Source organism: Pseudomonas sp. SW-3 (assembly GCF_016615645.1).
Taxonomy (GTDB): domain Bacteria; phylum Pseudomonadota; class Gammaproteobacteria; order Pseudomonadales; family Pseudomonadaceae; genus Aquipseudomonas; species Aquipseudomonas mandelii.
The window spans coordinates 3,808,526-3,823,582 of sequence record NZ_CP067098.1; the positions used below are offsets into that span (position 1 = coordinate 3,808,526).

At 61.9% G+C, this 15,057-nt stretch carries 14 protein-coding genes; 7 read left to right on the plus strand and 7 right to left on the minus strand.

Going from position 1 to position 15,057, the window contains the following annotated elements; genetic code table 11:
- Positions 1-134: 134 nt before the first annotated feature.
- The 3 genes from JIO00_RS16965 to JIO00_RS29960 are packed head-to-tail and all read right to left on the minus strand — an operon-like array spanning position 135 to position 2,157.
- Positions 135-773 carry a response regulator gene (locus tag JIO00_RS16965; protein ID WP_200666365.1) on the minus strand — a complete coding sequence of 213 codons (639 nt, stop codon included), beginning with the start codon at positions 771-773 and terminating at the stop codon, positions 135-137.
- On the minus strand, positions 770-2,032 hold the full coding sequence (locus tag JIO00_RS16970) for a sensor histidine kinase (protein WP_083376514.1): 1,263 nt from the start codon (positions 2,030-2,032) through the stop codon (positions 770-772). The genes JIO00_RS16965 and JIO00_RS16970 overlap by 4 nt, the downstream gene beginning before the upstream one ends.
- A gap of 2 nt (positions 2,033-2,034) precedes the next feature.
- Positions 2,035-2,157 (minus strand): hypothetical protein, encoded by a 123-nt coding sequence (locus JIO00_RS29960; RefSeq protein WP_256664551.1) that lies wholly within the window; start codon positions 2,155-2,157, stop codon positions 2,035-2,037.
- Positions 2,158-2,316: 159 nt separating this feature from the next.
- Here JIO00_RS29960 and JIO00_RS16975 point away from each other — a divergent pair, with 159 nt between their 5' ends.
- The 6 genes from JIO00_RS16975 (at position 2,317) to JIO00_RS17000 (ending at position 7,594) form a co-directional block, all read left to right on the plus strand.
- Positions 2,317-3,501, plus strand: a complete 1,185-nt coding sequence (locus JIO00_RS16975; RefSeq protein WP_200666367.1) for an ABC transporter substrate-binding protein — start codon at positions 2,317-2,319, stop codon at positions 3,499-3,501.
- A 40-nt stretch (positions 3,502-3,541) separates the two neighbouring features.
- On the plus strand, positions 3,542-4,501 hold the full coding sequence (locus tag JIO00_RS16980) for a YVTN family beta-propeller repeat protein (RefSeq protein ID WP_077749296.1): 960 nt from the start codon (positions 3,542-3,544) through the stop codon (positions 4,499-4,501).
- On the plus strand, positions 4,498-5,229 hold the full coding sequence (locus JIO00_RS16985; protein WP_154913391.1) for an ABC transporter ATP-binding protein: 732 nt from the start codon (positions 4,498-4,500) through the stop codon (positions 5,227-5,229). Before JIO00_RS16980 ends, JIO00_RS16985 begins: the two co-directional genes overlap by 4 nt.
- On the plus strand, positions 5,226-6,017 hold the full coding sequence (locus JIO00_RS16990; RefSeq protein ID WP_083376511.1) for an ABC transporter permease: 792 nt from the start codon (positions 5,226-5,228) through the stop codon (positions 6,015-6,017). The genes JIO00_RS16985 and JIO00_RS16990 overlap by 4 nt, the downstream gene beginning before the upstream one ends.
- A 297-nt stretch (positions 6,018-6,314) precedes the next feature.
- Entirely contained in the window at positions 6,315-6,872 is a 558-nt protein-coding gene (locus tag JIO00_RS16995; protein ID WP_200666369.1) for a PQQ-dependent catabolism-associated CXXCW motif protein, read from the plus strand.
- Between the two features lie 56 nt (positions 6,873-6,928).
- Positions 6,929-7,594, plus strand: coding sequence for a response regulator transcription factor (locus JIO00_RS17000; RefSeq protein WP_010455152.1), 666 nt, complete (start codon positions 6,929-6,931; stop codon positions 7,592-7,594).
- Positions 7,595-7,774: 180 nt separating this feature from the next.
- Here the strand turns inward: JIO00_RS17000 and nahK are convergent, their stop codons facing one another.
- From nahK to JIO00_RS17020, 4 genes are all read right to left on the minus strand, one after another.
- Positions 7,775-10,372: a hybrid sensor histidine kinase/response regulator NahK/ErcS' gene (gene nahK, locus JIO00_RS17005; RefSeq protein ID WP_077749300.1), complete on the minus strand. Its 2,598-nt coding sequence runs from the start codon at positions 10,370-10,372 to the stop codon at positions 7,775-7,777.
- Positions 10,341-11,504: a nitric oxide-sensing protein NosP gene (gene nosP, locus JIO00_RS17010; RefSeq protein ID WP_010455155.1), complete on the minus strand. Its 1,164-nt coding sequence runs from the start codon at positions 11,502-11,504 to the stop codon at positions 10,341-10,343. The genes nahK and nosP overlap by 32 nt, the downstream gene beginning before the upstream one ends.
- A 275-nt stretch (positions 11,505-11,779) precedes the next feature.
- Entirely contained in the window at positions 11,780-12,964 is a 1,185-nt protein-coding gene (locus JIO00_RS17015; RefSeq protein ID WP_010455156.1) for a porin, read from the minus strand.
- Between the two features lie 175 nt (positions 12,965-13,139).
- Positions 13,140-13,946, minus strand: a complete 807-nt coding sequence (locus tag JIO00_RS17020; RefSeq protein WP_154913389.1) for a sulfite exporter TauE/SafE family protein — start codon at positions 13,944-13,946, stop codon at positions 13,140-13,142.
- 161 nt (positions 13,947-14,107) lie between these two features.
- On the opposite strand from JIO00_RS17020, the gene JIO00_RS17025 reads away from it, so the two are divergent.
- Positions 14,108-14,971: an MBL fold metallo-hydrolase gene (locus JIO00_RS17025; RefSeq protein WP_145310562.1), complete on the plus strand. Its 864-nt coding sequence runs from the start codon at positions 14,108-14,110 to the stop codon at positions 14,969-14,971.
- Positions 14,972-15,057 lie beyond the last annotated feature (86 nt).

The following is a 15,057-nucleotide window of genomic DNA, read 5'->3' on the forward strand; positions in this document are numbered from 1 at the left end:
ATGCACACAAAACCATTGTGGGAGTGAGCCTGCTCGCGATAGCGGTGTAACAGTCAACTGAGAGGTTGAATGTGCCGACGTATTCGCGAGCAGGCTCGCTCCCACAGTGGATATGGGTTGCCGGCACTATCGAGTCAGCCCGCCTTGCGCACAACCCCCATATCAATCCCCAGATGCACCAGTTCGGCATGGGACGTGACCTGCAATTTGCTCTTGAGCAAGGTCAGGTGGTTGGAGACGGTTTTGCTGCTGATGCTCAACTGTTCGGCAATCAACCGCGCTGGCGTGCCTTTGGCGAGCATCACGAAAATCTCCAGCTCACGCTGGGTCATGCTCTGCAATCGCGGGTCGCTGGCGTTCTGTTGCGGGTGGCACGCCAGTTGGGTGGCCAGGGGCTGTTCGATGTAGGCATGGCCGGCGAGGATCCGCTGCACCGCCTCGATCAGCACTTGCGGCGCCGAGCTCTTGGTCAAGTAACCCGAGGCACCCGCCTCCAGCGCCTGGCGCACCAAGGGCAGTTCATCGTGCATGCTGAAAAACAGCACCCGCAGTTGCGGCAGTCGTTGACGCAAACGCCGGGTGGTTTCCAGCCCGCTGATCCCCGGCAAACCGAAATCCATGATCACCAGGTTCGGCACGGCTTCCTGAACCCGGATCAGCGCGTCTTCGCCGGTGGCGGCTTCACGCACTTCCATTGCCGGCAACAACGCCCGCAACAAACTCGCGTAGCCCTGACGGACCACCGCATGGTCATCGACCAGCAGAATATTCATGACACCTCCAAAGGCATGCTCAAGGCCAGCGCCCATCCGGCGCCGGGGTGGCTGATGACCCGCAATTCGCCGCCGACGCTGCGCGCGCGTTCGTACATCGAATACAAACCGACGCCGGGCCGCTGCGGTTGTGTGGCGCCGCGCCCGTTATCGCGAATCAACAGGTGCAGATACGCGCCTCGATGTTGCAGGCGAACCCGCACCCGGGTGGCCTGCGCATGCCGGGCGACGTTGGTCAGCGCTTCCTGCAACAGGCGATAGAGCTGGGTTTTGTCCGGCGCGGACAAGGGCGGCAACTGCGCGCCGATCCGCAGCTGGCAGTCAATGCCGTGCCGCCCCTGCCATTGCTCCACCAGCAGGCCAAAGGCTTCTGCCAACGGCAGGTGTTGCAGTACCACCGGATAGAGGTCATGCACCAGCGCCCGAAATCCCTGTTGCAGGTGTTCGCAGTTGTGTTCCAGCTCACGCACCGTGCGTTCCATCACCACGGGTTGATCCGTCACCAGCCGCAACAGACAGGCCTGGGCGCGAATCCCTGCCAGGTACTGGCCGAGATCATCGTGCAGGGTCTGCGCCAGATGAGTGCGCTCCTGTTCCTGCACCGCCAATAACGTCTGTGTCAGATGGGCGTTATCGGCGCGCGACTGCTCCAGCGCCGTGGTCATGCGATTGAAATGCGCTGCCAGCTGCCGTGCCTCCGGCATACCTTCCGCGCGCAATCGCACCTTGAGCTGGCCGCCCGAGACCTGCTGCAACGCGCGCAACAATTCATCGAGCAAGCCCATGCCACGGCGCACGGCCCAGCGGATGGTGAGCAGGCTCAAGATCAAGGCGAGGCCGCACAGGCCCAGCAATTGCTGTAGCGAATCCCAGACTTCGTCGATCTCATCCCGTGGATCGACCGCGATCTGCACGCGCCGGCCATCGTGCAAATCCAGGACTCGCGCACTGTGCCGGGCTTCGGCGAACAACAGCCGCCCGAGCCACGCATCGAGTCCGGCCTGAACCGGCAGCCGTGCCGCTTCGCCGGGCTCCAGCCAGCGCACCCGCACATGCCGCAGGCTGCCCGTCAGTCGGGGCTGGAGGCTGGCGGGATCACGCTCGGCGGTTTCGCTCAGGTACTCGACCACCGCCTCGGCGGATTGCAGCTCACGCTCCACGTCCGCTAGCGCCTGATGCACCAGCAACCCCATGCACGCCAGGGTGACCAGGACGAAAAACCCGCAGACCCAAAGGTTGATCCGCCACAGGGCCGACACGGTTAGTGCCCCGGTGTCGCGGGCAAGACCAGCAATGGCACCGGGCGGGGGCTGTGGAGCTTGTCGACGCCGATCAGGGTCAGGATCAACAACAACGGCAGGAGCAGCGCTTTGAGAATACGCATGGTCAATCTCCTCCAGTGTGATGGCCGTGATCACCCATGCTAAAACCGCGCCGCTCCGGGCGAGCTACTACCTTGGTACTGCCTGACTGGTACTTTCTGCATATTTCAATCTGCCTCGCAGGCTTCCTATGCTGGCGCTACCTGTAATGGAGTGCCTTTATGCGCCAGCTTGCCCCTCACGCCCTGATGTACCTGCTGGCGATTGCCTGCGCCGCCGGGCTGGCGACGCAGAGCCAGGCGGCGGATGCGCCGTTGCAGGTGCGGATCGGCTACCTGGGCTACCGGCCTGACCCCGGTCCGCTGCTGTCCAACGTGATTCCCGAACCGGTCGATGCCGGGCTTCGCGGCGCCGAACTGGCGATCACCGACAGCAACAGCACCGGGCGTTTTCTCAACCAGAGTTACAGCCTCGTCACGGCCAATGCCGACAGCCCGGACGCGCTGATTGAAGCGGCCAAGGCCCAACATGCACAGGGTCTGCGCCTGTTTGTGGTGAATGCGCCGGTGGAGAGCCTGCGCCGGCTCAGCGCCGTGCTGCCCGACAGCTTGCTGTTCAACGCCGGCAGCCCGGATGACAGCCTGCGCACCACCGACTGCCTGCCAAACGTGCTGCATAGCCTGCCGAGCCGGGCGATGCTCGCCGATGCCCTGGCGCAATTTCTGGTGCTACGCAAATGGCAACGGGCGCTGCTGATCGTCGGCCCGACCCCGGACGATCAGGCCTACGCAGCCGCCCTGCGCCGCGCCGCCAAACGCTTCGGCCTGACACTGGTGGCGGAAAAAGCCTGGAGCTTCGACAACGATCAGCGTCGCAGCGCCCAGGCCGACATGCCGCTGTTCACCCAGACCGCCGAATACGATGTGGTGCTGGTGGCGGACGAACGTGGCGATTTCGGTGAATACGTGCCCTACCAGACCTGGTACCCACGGCCGGTCGCCGGCACGCAGGGCCTGACCCCCGTGGGCTGGCACAAAACCGTGGAAACCTACGGCGCCGCCCAACTGCAGAAACGCTTCGAAGCCCTGGCCGGGCGCTGGATGAATGACCGCGACTTCGCCGCCTGGATCGCCGTGCGCAGCATCGCCAGTGCAGTGAGCAAACTGCGGCAGGCCGATCCCGTGGCGATCCGCACCCTGGAAATCAGCGATCAATTGCCGCTGGACGGTTTCAAGGGGCGCAAGCTCAGTTATCGCCCGTGGAACGGTCAGTTGCGCCAACCGATTCCCATCGTCCAGCCCCGAGCGCTGGTCAGCACGTCGCCGCAAGACGGCTTCCTGCACCCTTTCAACGAAATGGACAGCCTTGGCTACGACAAGCCCGAGGTCAGCTGCCGCTTTCCCTGAGCCAGCGTTCCACAAGAACTACAACAAGAAGGAATCCGCCATGCGTCGCACCCTGCTCTCTTGCGCCCTGCTGCTCGCCGCCGGGCACGCCGCTGCCTCTACCGCTTGGGTCTCCAACGAAAAGGACAACACCCTGAGTCTGATCGACCTGCAGACGTTGCAAGTCACCGACACCCTGCCCGTCGGCCAACGGCCGCGCGGTTTGCTGCTGTCCCACGACAACAAGCTGCTGTACATCTGCGCCAGCGACTCGGACCGGGTCCAGGTGATGGACGTCGCCACCCGCAAGATCATCAAGGAGTTGCCGTCGGGCAAAGACCCCGAGCAGTTCGCCCTGCATCCCAACAATCGCTGGCTCTACGTTTCGAACGAAGACGATGCGCTGGTGACGGTGATCGATACCGAAACCTCAAAGGTGCTAAGCCAGATCAGCGTTGGCGTCGAACCCGAAGGCATGGCCGTCAGCCCCGACGGCAAGTGGGCGGTGAACACCAGCGAAACCACCAACATGCTGCACTGGATCGACACCAGCACCCAGACCCTGGCCGACAGCACCCTGGTCGATCAGCGGCCGCGTTTCGTCGAGTTTTCACCTGAAGGCTCGCAACTCTGGGCCTCGGCGGAAATCGGCGGCACGGTGACCATTCTCGACGTCGCCACCCGCAAGGTCCTCAAGACCCTGACTTTCCAGATCAAGGGCGTGCACCCGGACAAGGTCCAGCCGGTGGGCATCAAGCTCAGCGCCGACGGCAAGTACGGTTTCGTCGCCCTCGGCCCGGCCAATCATGTGGCGGTGATTGACGCCAAGACCTTCGAGATTCTTGATTATCTGTTGGTCGGTCGTCGGGTCTGGCAGATGTCGTTCACCCCCGATCAAAAACAGTTGCTGGCCACCAACGGCGTCAGCGGCGATGTATCGGTGATTGATGTCGACAGCCTCAAAGTGACCAAATCGGTGAAAGTCGGGCGCTATCCGTGGGGCGTGGTGGTGACGCCATGAACGCACTGGAAGTCAGCGAACTGAGCTTCGCCTATGGCGCGCGGGAGGCGTTGCGGCAGGTGAATTTCAGCCTGGCGCCCGGGCGTTTCGCGGCGTTGCTGGGGCCGAACGGCGCGGGAAAATCGACGCTGATTGCCCTGCTCACCCGGCTCTATGATTTGCAGCGTGGGGACATCCGGGTCGGCGGCTGCTCCTTGCGCAACGCGGCGCGTCCGGCGCTCAAGCAATTGGGCGTGGTGTTCCAGCAAAGCACGCTGGACCTGGACCTCAGTGTCGAGCAGAACCTGCGTTATCACGCCGCGCTGCATGGCATGTCCCGGCGCCAGACCGGCCTGCGGGTCGACGCCGAACTGGCGCGGCAGGCGCTGACCGAACGCCGTCGCGAGCGGGTGCGTGAACTCAATGGCGGTCACCGGCGCCGGGTGGAAATCGCCCGCGCCTTGCTGCATGAGCCACGGCTGTTGCTGCTCGACGAGGCCAGTGTCGGCCTCGATCCGGCCAGCCGGCTGGCGCTCAATCAACACATTCGCGACCTGTGTCGCGAGCAGCACATCAGCGTGCTCTGGACCACCCACTTGCTGGATGAAGTGCAGCCGAGCGATGACTTGCTGATTCTTCATCAGGGCCGTCTGGTGGCCAGCGGGCGGGCTGATGCCTTGAGCCAGGCGCATGGCGGCGACCTCGGTTCGGCCTTCACTCGCCTCACGACATCAGGAGCCGCGAGATGAATGCGTATTGGCAATGCTTCAGCGGCATCGTGCTGCGTGAATGGCTGCGCTTTGTGTTGCAGCGCACGCGGTTTCTCAGCGCGCTGGTGCGGCCATTGCTGTGGCTGCTGGTGTTCGCCGCCGGTTTTCGCGCGGCCCTCGGGATCGCGATCATTGAGCCCTACGACACCTACATTCCGTATGAGGTCTACATCATCCCGGGGCTGGCCTGCATGATCCTGCTGTTCAACGGCATGCAAGGTTCGCTGTCGATGGTTTACGACCGGGAGATGGGCAGCATGCGCGTGCTGCTGACCAGCCCCCTGCCCCGGACCTTCCTGCTGTGCAGCAAACTGTTGGCCACTTCGCTGATTTCGCTGTTGCAGGTGTATGCCTTTCTGGCGATTGCCTGGGTGTACGGCGTGCAGCCACCGGCCATGGGGCTGTTGATCGCCTTGCCGGCGTTGTTGCTGGTGGCGTTGATGCTCAGTGCGCTGGGCCTGCTGCTGTCCAATGCGATCCGGCAACTGGAGAACTTCGCCGGGGTGATGAATTTCGTGATCTTCCCGCTGTTTTTCCTGTCGTCGGCGTTGTATCCGCTGTGGAAGATGCGCGAATCCAGCGAGTGGCTGTACTGGCTGTGCGCGCTGAACCCGTTTACCCATGCTGTGGAACTGGTGCGGTTTGCCCTGTATGAGCGTTTCAATCCGCTGGCGCTGGCGGTGTGCATGGGGCTGACGCTGCTGTTCGCCCTGCTCGCTGTCCTCACTTTCAACCCGCAGCACGCCGCCCTGCGCAAAACCAGCTGACACCATCAATCCCCTGTGGGAGCAGACTCGCACCCACACTGGATCTGCGTCCTACAGATATTGCGAACAAATGAAGACCCACTGTGGGAGCGAGCCTGCTCGCGATAGCGGAGTGTCAGTCAATAGAGATGTTGAATGTTAAACCGCCATCGCGAGCAGGCTCACTCCCACATGGGATTTGTGGTGCACTGGCGAGGGAAATTACTACTTTAGTACTGGTTTTCCTGTCTATCGTCGCATTCCCAACGCCCCGAGACTGGCATGTAATGGGTTCATAACTATAAGGATTGAACCCCCATGCCGCATGCCCAACGTCGTCTGTTGCGCCCTTCCCTTGCTGCGCTGTCGCTGAGCCTGCTGCTGGGCGCCGCGCATGCCGATACACCGCTGTTCTCCGCCGACGGCTATCGCATCAGCCTCTATCGCAGCCCGACCCCGAATCAGCTTCAAGGCGCGGCCATCGTCGACACCGCCGCCTTGCAAACCCTGCTCACCCAGACACCGCGCCCGGTGCTGATCGACGTTTATCGCCGCCAATGGCTGCAAGGACGATTCATCGAAGACCAGCCCCACGAGAACCTGCCCGGCAGCCATTGGCTGGCCAATACCGGCGACGGCGACCTGACAGCTGACTGGCAGGGCTATTTTGCGCGTAACCTGAACGCATTGACCGCAGGAGACTTGGCGCAACCGCTGGTCTTCTACTGCCGCTCCGACTGCTGGCTGAGCTGGAATGCGGTAAAACGCGCCGCGGCCATGGGCTATAAGACACTGTATTGGTACCGCGACGGCCTGGACGCCTGGCAAGCCGCCAACCTGCCCGTTGAACCGGCCCGGCCCGAGCCCTTCCCCTGACCTTTACGCGTGCGTGTTGTTGCCACACCATAATGAAAATAATGAGGTGAAAGGCTATGTACAAAATTCTGATTGCCGACGATCACCCGCTGTTTCGCGAAGCCATTCATAACGTCATCAGCGATGGTTTTCCGGGCAGCGAGGTGATGGAAACCGCCGACCTCGACAGTGCCCTGCTGCTGACTCAGGAGCACGACGACCTGGACCTGATCCTGCTCGACCTGAACATGCCGGGCATGCACGGCCTCAATGGCCTGATCAACCTGCGCAACGAGGCGCCGACCATTCCGGTGGTGATTGTTTCAGCCGAGCAGGACAAGCAGATCGTGCTGCAAGCCATCACCTATGGCGCAGTGGGTTTCATCACCAAATCCTCGCCCCGGGTGCAGATGACCGAGGCCATCCAGCAGATTCTCAATGGCAATGTGTACTTGCCGCCGGACATCATTCGCACACAAAAGTCAGGCACCCATCGGCGCATGAATGACAACCCGAGCTTCCCGCCCGAACTGCTCCAGGCGCTGACCCGCAAGCAGTTGCTGGTGCTGGAACGCATGACCAAGGGTGAATCGAACAAGCAGATCGCCTACACCCTGGAAATCGCCGAAACCACAGTCAAGGCGCATGTCTCGGCGATCTTGCGCAAACTCAATGTGCACAACCGGGTGCAAGCGATTCTGAGTGCTGGGGATATTGATTTCGGGTCTTATCTGCGGCGCTGAATGTTGGGCATTCCCAGATCCCTGTGGCGAGGGAGCTTGTTCCCGTTGGGTCGCGAAGCGGCCCCCTTCAAACTTCCAGGTAAACCGAGTCGCCTGATTTACGACTGCTTCGCAGCCGGACGGGAGCAAGCTCCCTCGCCACAGAAAGCCTAGTCACCACAGGTCTGATGCCCGACGTGGCTAACGGGATGGGCCAAGCAAATGACTCATTGCCGTTTTCAGCTTCATCGGCCGTACAGGCTTATGCATCAACGTATGCCCCAACTCGCGAATCTGCTGCTTGAGCTCATTGCTGTAGTTGGCGGTAATCATCATCGCCGGGATCGCTGAACCGCGCCGGGCGTTGATCCGGGCCACGGCATCGACGCCGTTCTGCTCGTCATCGAGGTGATAGTCGGCAATCAGCAAGTCGGCTTCTTCGTGGTAGTTGTCCACCTGCCGCGCCAGGTCCTGCTCCGACAGTGCCGTGACCACCCGACACCCCCACCCTTCGAGCAATGTGCGCATGCCAGCGCAAATCGCCGCGTCATTATCCAGCACCCACACCCGCGCTCCGCGCAGACGCTCGAGCATCGGCTCACTCATCAACAACGCTGGCTGAGCCTTCGGAGCCGTGGCGCTCAACGGCACCTCGACGGAAAACATCGAGCCCTTGCCCGGCCACGAACGCACGTGAACGCGATGACCGAGAATCCCGGCAATCTTCTCGACGATGGCCAGCCCCAGCCCCAACCCGCGGTCCTGATCCGGACGCTGCACATCGCCCCGTTTGAACTCCTGGAAAATCTCTTCCAGTCGATTTTCGGCAATGCCCATCCCGCTGTCCCAGACCTCGATCGTCAACCGCTGATGATGACGCCGACATCCGAGCACCACCCGACCGCTGTAGGTATAACGAATGGCGTTGCTCAGCAGATTGCGCAGGATCCGCGCCAGCAACTGAATGTCGCTGCGCACCAGCGCCGAACACGGGATGAAATGCAGCTCCAGCCCTTCATTGCGGGCCACCTGTGTGTACTCGGCCGCGAGGTTTTCCAGCAGCTCGCTCAGGGCGAACGGCGCGATGTCGGCTTTGATCACCCCGGCATCCAGTTTGGAAATATCCACCAGCGTGCCTAGCAGGTTTTCCACGTCCTCCAGCGAATTGCTGACATTGCGTACCAAAATCGCATTGGCCACCGGCTCGCGACGTTCCAGCAAAGCGCTGGTGAATAGCCGAGCCGCGTTGAGCGGTTGCAGCAGGTCGTGACTCACGGCGGCGAGAAACTTGGTTTTCGACAGGTTGGCCTGCTCCGCCTCAAGTTTGGCCTCGCGCAAACGCGATTCCACGCGCCGGCGCTCGTCGATTTCACGCAGCAATTGGTCATTGAGGGTGGTCAGTTCGGTGGTCCGTTCGCGTACCCGCAACTCAAGATTCTGATAAGCCTGGTGCAGCGCCTCGGCCGTGCGGCGGCGCTCGGTGATGTCACGGATCAACACGAAGATCCCCACCACTTCCCCGGTGGCCAGGCGATTGGGCACGTAGGAGCGCAGCATGTAGCGCTCCTGATTGTTGATGTTGGTTTCGGCAAATTCGAACGTCACGCTCTCACCGGCCAAGGCCCTGGCCACGTAGGCCTCGAGGCGCTGGTAATGCTGCGCGCTGTGAACTTCGCGCAGGCTCTGCCCGAGCATCACGCCGCGAGGCCAGCAGTACCATTCTTCGTAGACCTTGTTGGTGAATTCGTAGACCAGATCGGCATTGAGGTAGGCGATCAACGCGGGGACATGGTCGGTGATCAGGCGAATCCAGCGCTCGCTTTCGCTGAGGGCTTCGGCGTGCTGGTAACGTTCGGTGATGTCGGTGAAGGTATTGACGAAGCCACCGGTGGGCAACGGATGCGTGCGGATTTCCAGCACCCGGCCATCGTAAAGACGTTGCTCGCATTCCTGCACGTGCCGCCCGTTGGCATCGCGACTGGCCGGGGTCAGCAGGGTCAACTCGCTGTCGCCGATCACTTCGGCAAACGGCCGATGGGCCGCCACCGGGGCGAGCCCGCTCAGTTCGAGGAAGCGCCGGTTCCACAGTTCCAGGATGCCTTCGGCATTGACCATGGCCACGCCTTGGGACAGGTTGTCGACCGCCCGTTGCAGCAAGTGCGATTTCTGCGCCACGGCTTGCTCGCGGCGCACGGTTTCGCTGAGTTTGACGTCAGTAATGTCGGTGAACAGGATCACCCGCCCACCTTCCTGCGTGGGCCGTTCGCTGACTTGCAGCCAGCGGCCGTCCTGCAAGCGATAGATTAGGTTTTCGTCGGCATGCCCACGGGGTTCTTCCGTGAACAACCCGGTGGCGGACATCAGCCGTTTCACCTCGACCAGGCGCATGCCGGCGTTGATCCGCACCCGGCTGTTGTCCCAGAACGCCTTGAAACGGCTGTTGAACAAAACGATGCGCTGCTCGGCATCGAACAGCACAAAGGCATCGGAAATGCTCTCGATGGCATCGATCAGATGCTGATGCGCGGTTTCCGCCCGCAGGCGCGCTTCGCTGAGCAAGTGATTGCCCGACTTGAGCTCGGCCATGGCCTGGTTCAAGGCGTCGGTGCGCTCACGCACCTGCTCGGCCAGCACCACCGAATGCTGGAACGCCGCGTAGGGATCATTGCCGCGCGTGACACCGGATTCGATCCGCTCGATCAGCGCGCCGTTGATGCGCTGCAGTTTATGGTTGTCGTGGCGCAGGCTGGCGAGCTGCGCCTGCAGCTCAACGATGTCCAGGGGACCGGCCTCGGGCAATGGCAACCCCGGTGAAGGTCTGGTTGATGTGCATGCCATTGAACTGTTCTCCGTAGGTGTTGAAACCCATCACCCGTTGGTCGCGCAAAAACGTTCCGATCTGCTCCAGGCTGCCGCCGTCTTCCAGCTCCAGACGCCTGAGAAAACAGTCGCAGCCGATGGTCAGTAACAGGTCGCCGAGGCGCTCCTGCAAGCCTTCGAACAAGGTTTGCAGGTTCGGCAGCATCGGGCCGGGGGTCATGACGGTGAGGACGATGCCGTTTTCCACGGCGCAGTAGAAGCTCAGGCTCAGGTCTGGATGAACCTGCTGGATCGCCCGCACGTAATACTGATCGTTGATCCGCACCGCCAAGGGGTGAGCGGCGAAGACCCGGTGATCGAGTTCGGCCACCGGCACGCCGATGTGTCGGGCGTACTCCTCGGCAGCCGGCTCGGCATTCAGTTCAAAGACCCGGCGCGAGGCGCTGTCGGCTCCGGTGACCACCAGTTTCTCCGCCCTCGGCAAGATGTGGTGCGTGGTGAACACCTCGAAATCCAGCCAGGTGTTGACCAGCACCACCACCGCCGCGCCGCTGTGAAACTCGCCGCCGAAATAGACGTGGGTGTGGGTCAGGTAGTTGTCATCGCCGGCCGAACCGCCGAAATGCGGGATGTCGCCCAACGCCGCGCTCAACGCCGCGAGGACCATTTCTTCGCGGCTGGACAGACCATCGAGCAAGGTCAGGGCAAAGCTGTTGCCCTTGATCGGCGCCAGGGTGTTACTGCGACAGCCGCTGGCCAGGCGCTCGACCATTTGCTGGGCGTCGATCAGGCTGAAGCGCTCCATCTCGCTGATCAGTTCGGCGTCGATGGAAAAATGCCGATGGTCGAACCCCACCGCCGTCACGCAATTGCGGCCGTAGCCCAGGGGCGTGATCTCCCCGGCGCTGGTGCAGCCGACCAGGCGAATGCCGCCGAAGCTCAGATGCAAGGCCTGGCCCAGCGCCTGCAAGTCGTACTCGGCGGAGCAGAAGAACAACACGAAGCCCAGATGCGGGTGCAATAACTGCCGCGCGAGCTCCTGAGCCACTTGTTGGGCATCGGTGGCCTGGGACATGCCGCTGACCACCCCTTCACTCTGGACCTGCTGCATGACCACCCCCGCAGGTGCGCGTGTATGAGACACGAGTGTACGAAGCCTGCGGGCTGCGACGTATGCTACTTGGGTAGCGGGTAGCCGCTTCGATGGGATGAGAGTCGGCGGGTTGACGGCTTGATGGCTGAAGCTTTTGTGGCGAGGGAGCTTGCTCCCGCGGGACTGCGCAGCAGTCCCCCAACCGGCCGATGCGCGACCAGAATAGGGACCGCTACGCGCTCCAGCGGGAGCAAGCTCCCTCGCCACAGCGGTAGGGTTCACAGATCAGCTTGTTACCAGTTCAACACCGCCCCCACCGCAAAAGTGTCGGTGTCTTCGTTCTGGGCGCTGGTGTCGTGGCCGTTGATTTCGAACTGGTTGTACTCGGCCACGAGTTTGAGGTTGTCGTTGACGTCATGGAACAACGCAATGCCGCGGGTTTCATAGTCCGCGCCGCTGCCGACCACACCATTGCCGTCGTCATTGGTCTTGCCGTAAGACAAGGCCAGGCGGTTTTTGCCCAGCTTGTACGAGCCTTGCAGCAAGTAACCGTCGCTGTCGACGTTGCGCAGGGTCGGTTCGCCGGCGTTGTTGGTGAAGAACGGGTTAATCCCTTTGGCCTGGAAACCGGAGCCGGTCAGCGACAACCCGCCCATCTTCGCCTGCACACCGTAGCCGACGCCTTTGGAGGTGACCGATTCAACGGTGGAGTCGGTATTGTCCGACGTCTGGTAGCTGCCGTTGACCCAGCTGTAAATCTTCGCGCCGCCGACATCAAACTGATAGGTGACCTCGCTCTCGGTACGCGGATTCTCCTGATACGCCTTGCCCAACGGGCTGCTGTCGTTGGTGTCCACCGGGTCGAGAATCCCAACGGCCACCCGCAAACCCTCCATCACCGGGGTGCGATAGGTGATCTGCGAGGTCGGGAACGGGTACGGGTAACCCGTACCGATATTGCCGAACGACACGCCGCCACCGTCCACCAACCCCAGGGTATCGCTGACCTGGCCGTAACCGGCGAGCATTTCATCGAGCAGAATGTTGGAGCGGGCGAACAGGCCGAAGTCCTTGCCGATCAACACTTCGCCCCATTCCGGATTGGCCACGGTGCCGTAGAACTGCCGCACGTCGATGGCGGTGTCGGTGCCATTGGTCTGGCTGTCGTTGATGGTCACCCAGAACGACGCCCGCGCACCGAGCTTCAGGTCATCGACCTGTTTGCCCATGTTGAAACCCAGGTAATTGGGCAGATAGCCCATCTTCACCCGCGCCTGTTTCCGGTCGTACTGGTCGCCGGCACGGTCCACATCGCTGTTCACGTAGAAGGCGTTGATGTAGCCGTCGGTTGAGAACGTGGTCTGGTCCTTGTCGTACAGCACGATCTCGGCCTCAGCCATCGTGCTCAAACCGAGGGTCGAGAGGCTGGCGATGAAGGCAGGCAAGTAACGATGCTTGAAGTTCTTATTGTTGTGCATGACGCGCTCCGCAGCGGGGGACTGGATGTCGGAGGCGATTATCGAAAGGGGACGGGCGGCGGCATACGCTGCCTTGGGGGCGGTTTTGAAGTGCTTTGGAGTGGCCGGGCGTGAGCGGCAAATTCGGTGTAAGACCGGGCTCAGGCACGGCCCGAAACTTTAGGTGTAAGACCGGCTAGGTCGCCGCTCTGAACAGCATGTAGGCCGCGACCACGACACACACGCTGGCAAAACCGATTTGCAGGGCTCGGGCCGGGACGCGCGCGCTCAGTTGTCGGCCGGCGATCATGCCGACCACGCTGGCAACAATGAACGCCACACCCAATGCGTCGATCCTGACCCCGGCATGAAACGCCCCGATCACACCGATGGCGGAAATCAGGCTGATCACCATCAAGGAGGTGGCGACGATGCCGCGCATTTGCACATCGGTCAGTTGCTTGAAGGCCGGGACAATCAAGAAGCCGCCACCGACCCCGAGCAAACCGGAAACAACGCCGGTCACCGCGCCCAATGCCGCGAGGGTCGCGGTGCATTTGGCGGTCCAGGAAAAACGCCCGGTCTGCTGATCAAGCATGCAGTTCTTCTGACCCCAGTTGGCGTGGCCATGGTCGCTCGGTCCTTCTTCCTGGCGCTCGCGACGCAACATCCGCCAGGCCACCATGACCATCAGCAGACTGAACAGAATCATCAGGATTTTTTCCGGCAACTGATGGGCGAAGTAGATGCCGACCGGCGAAAAAATCGCCCCCAGCAGTGCGATCAGCAACGCCGCGCGATAGCGCACCAGGCCATGGCGCAAACCATCAATAGCCCCGACCGCTGCCGCGCTGCCCACCGCAAACAACGCCACCGGCGCAGCCTGGGTCATGGTCAATCCCAGCCCCAGCACCAAGGCCGGCACTGCAAGAATGCCGCCCCCTGCCCCGGTCAATCCCAGGACGAGGCCCATCACCACGCCAAAAAAACCTGCCAACAGCATAAAACGCTCGTAATCCGTGGGAAAAAGCCGGGAGCGCCCGGTATCGATGTCTGACAGGATAGAGCGCGTGCGAATTTTTTCCTTCAGCATTTAACGCGGGGCTGGTCAGCGCAGGGAAAATGACACTACCCTCTTGGCTCGTCCTGAAAGAAACGGCCACCATGCCTGCCTTGATTGAAGCTTTTTTAGACCCTGCCTCCTCGACCTACAGCTACGTGATTCATGAAGGTGCTGGCAGTCAATGCGCCATCGTCGACCCGGTCCTCGACTACGACCCCGCCGCCGGTCGCACCGCCACCACCCAGGCGGACAAAATCATCGCCTTCGTTCGCAAGCATCAGTTGCAAGTGCAATGGCTGCTGGAAACCCACGCCCATGCCGATCACCTGTCCGCCGCACCGTATCTGCGTCGCGAGCTGGGCGGCAAAATCACCATCGGCCAGTCGATCAGCAAGGTCCAGGGCGTGTTCAAGGCCCTGTTCAACCTTGAGCCGGCATTTCGCAGTGACGGTTCGCAATTCGACCACCTGTTCGCCCCGGACGAATCATTCATGATCGGCCACCTCAAGGCCACGGCCCTGCATGTGCCCGGCCACACCCCGGCGGACATGGCCTATTTGATCGACGGTGACGTGATTCTGGTAGGCGATACCTTGTTCATGCCAGACGTGGGCACGGCCCGTTGCGACTTCCCCGGCGGCAATGCCCACCAGATGTTCGCCTCGATCCAAAAACTGCTGGCCTTCCCCGCCAGCGTCCGGCTCTACGTCTGCCACGACTACCCACCCGAAGGCCGCGAATCCCGCTGCATGACCACGGTCGGCGAGCAACGCAAAAGCAATATTCACGTCCATGACGGCATCGACGAAGCGGCGTTCGTCGCCATGCGCACCCAGCGTGATGCCGGGCTGGGCATGCCAACGCTGTTGCTGCCGGCGATTCAGGTGAATGTGCGGGCGGGGAATCTGCCGCCGGCGGAGGACAATGGCGTGACCTACCTGAAAATCCCCCTGAATAAACTCTGAAGCGATCGTTCCCACGCTCTGCGTCACATCAGAAGCGGAACGCGGAGCGTCCCTGGCGGCATTCCCACGCAGAGCGTGGGAACGAT

Excerpts from the sequence above, each read along its gene's own strand:
- JIO00_RS16985 (WP_154913391.1), top strand. The coding sequence starts at position 4,498 with ATGAACGCACTGGAAGTCAGCGAACTGAGCTTCGCCTATGGCGCGCGG.
- JIO00_RS29960 (WP_256664551.1), bottom strand. The coding sequence starts at position 2,157 with ATGCGTATTCTCAAAGCGCTGCTCCTGCCGTTGTTGTTGATCCTGACC.
- JIO00_RS17025 (WP_145310562.1), top strand. The coding sequence starts at position 14,108 with ATGCCTGCCTTGATTGAAGCTTTTTTAGACCCTGCCTCCTCGACCTAC.
- JIO00_RS17000 (WP_010455152.1), top strand. The coding sequence starts at position 6,929 with ATGTACAAAATTCTGATTGCCGACGATCACCCGCTGTTTCGCGAAGCC.
- JIO00_RS16980 (WP_077749296.1), top strand. The coding sequence starts at position 3,542 with ATGCGTCGCACCCTGCTCTCTTGCGCCCTGCTGCTCGCCGCCGGGCAC.
- JIO00_RS16990 (WP_083376511.1), top strand. The coding sequence starts at position 5,226 with ATGAATGCGTATTGGCAATGCTTCAGCGGCATCGTGCTGCGTGAATGG.
- JIO00_RS17015 (WP_010455156.1), bottom strand. The coding sequence starts at position 12,964 with ATGCACAACAATAAGAACTTCAAGCATCGTTACTTGCCTGCCTTCATC.
- JIO00_RS16995 (WP_200666369.1), top strand. The coding sequence starts at position 6,315 with ATGCCGCATGCCCAACGTCGTCTGTTGCGCCCTTCCCTTGCTGCGCTG.
- JIO00_RS17020 (WP_154913389.1), bottom strand. The coding sequence starts at position 13,946 with ATGCTGTTGGCAGGTTTTTTTGGCGTGGTGATGGGCCTCGTCCTGGGA.
- JIO00_RS16965 (WP_200666365.1), bottom strand. The coding sequence starts at position 773 with ATGAATATTCTGCTGGTCGATGACCATGCGGTGGTCCGTCAGGGCTAC.
- JIO00_RS16975 (WP_200666367.1), top strand. The coding sequence starts at position 2,317 with ATGCGCCAGCTTGCCCCTCACGCCCTGATGTACCTGCTGGCGATTGCC.
- nosP (WP_010455155.1), bottom strand. The coding sequence starts at position 11,504 with ATGCAGCAGGTCCAGAGTGAAGGGGTGGTCAGCGGCATGTCCCAGGCC.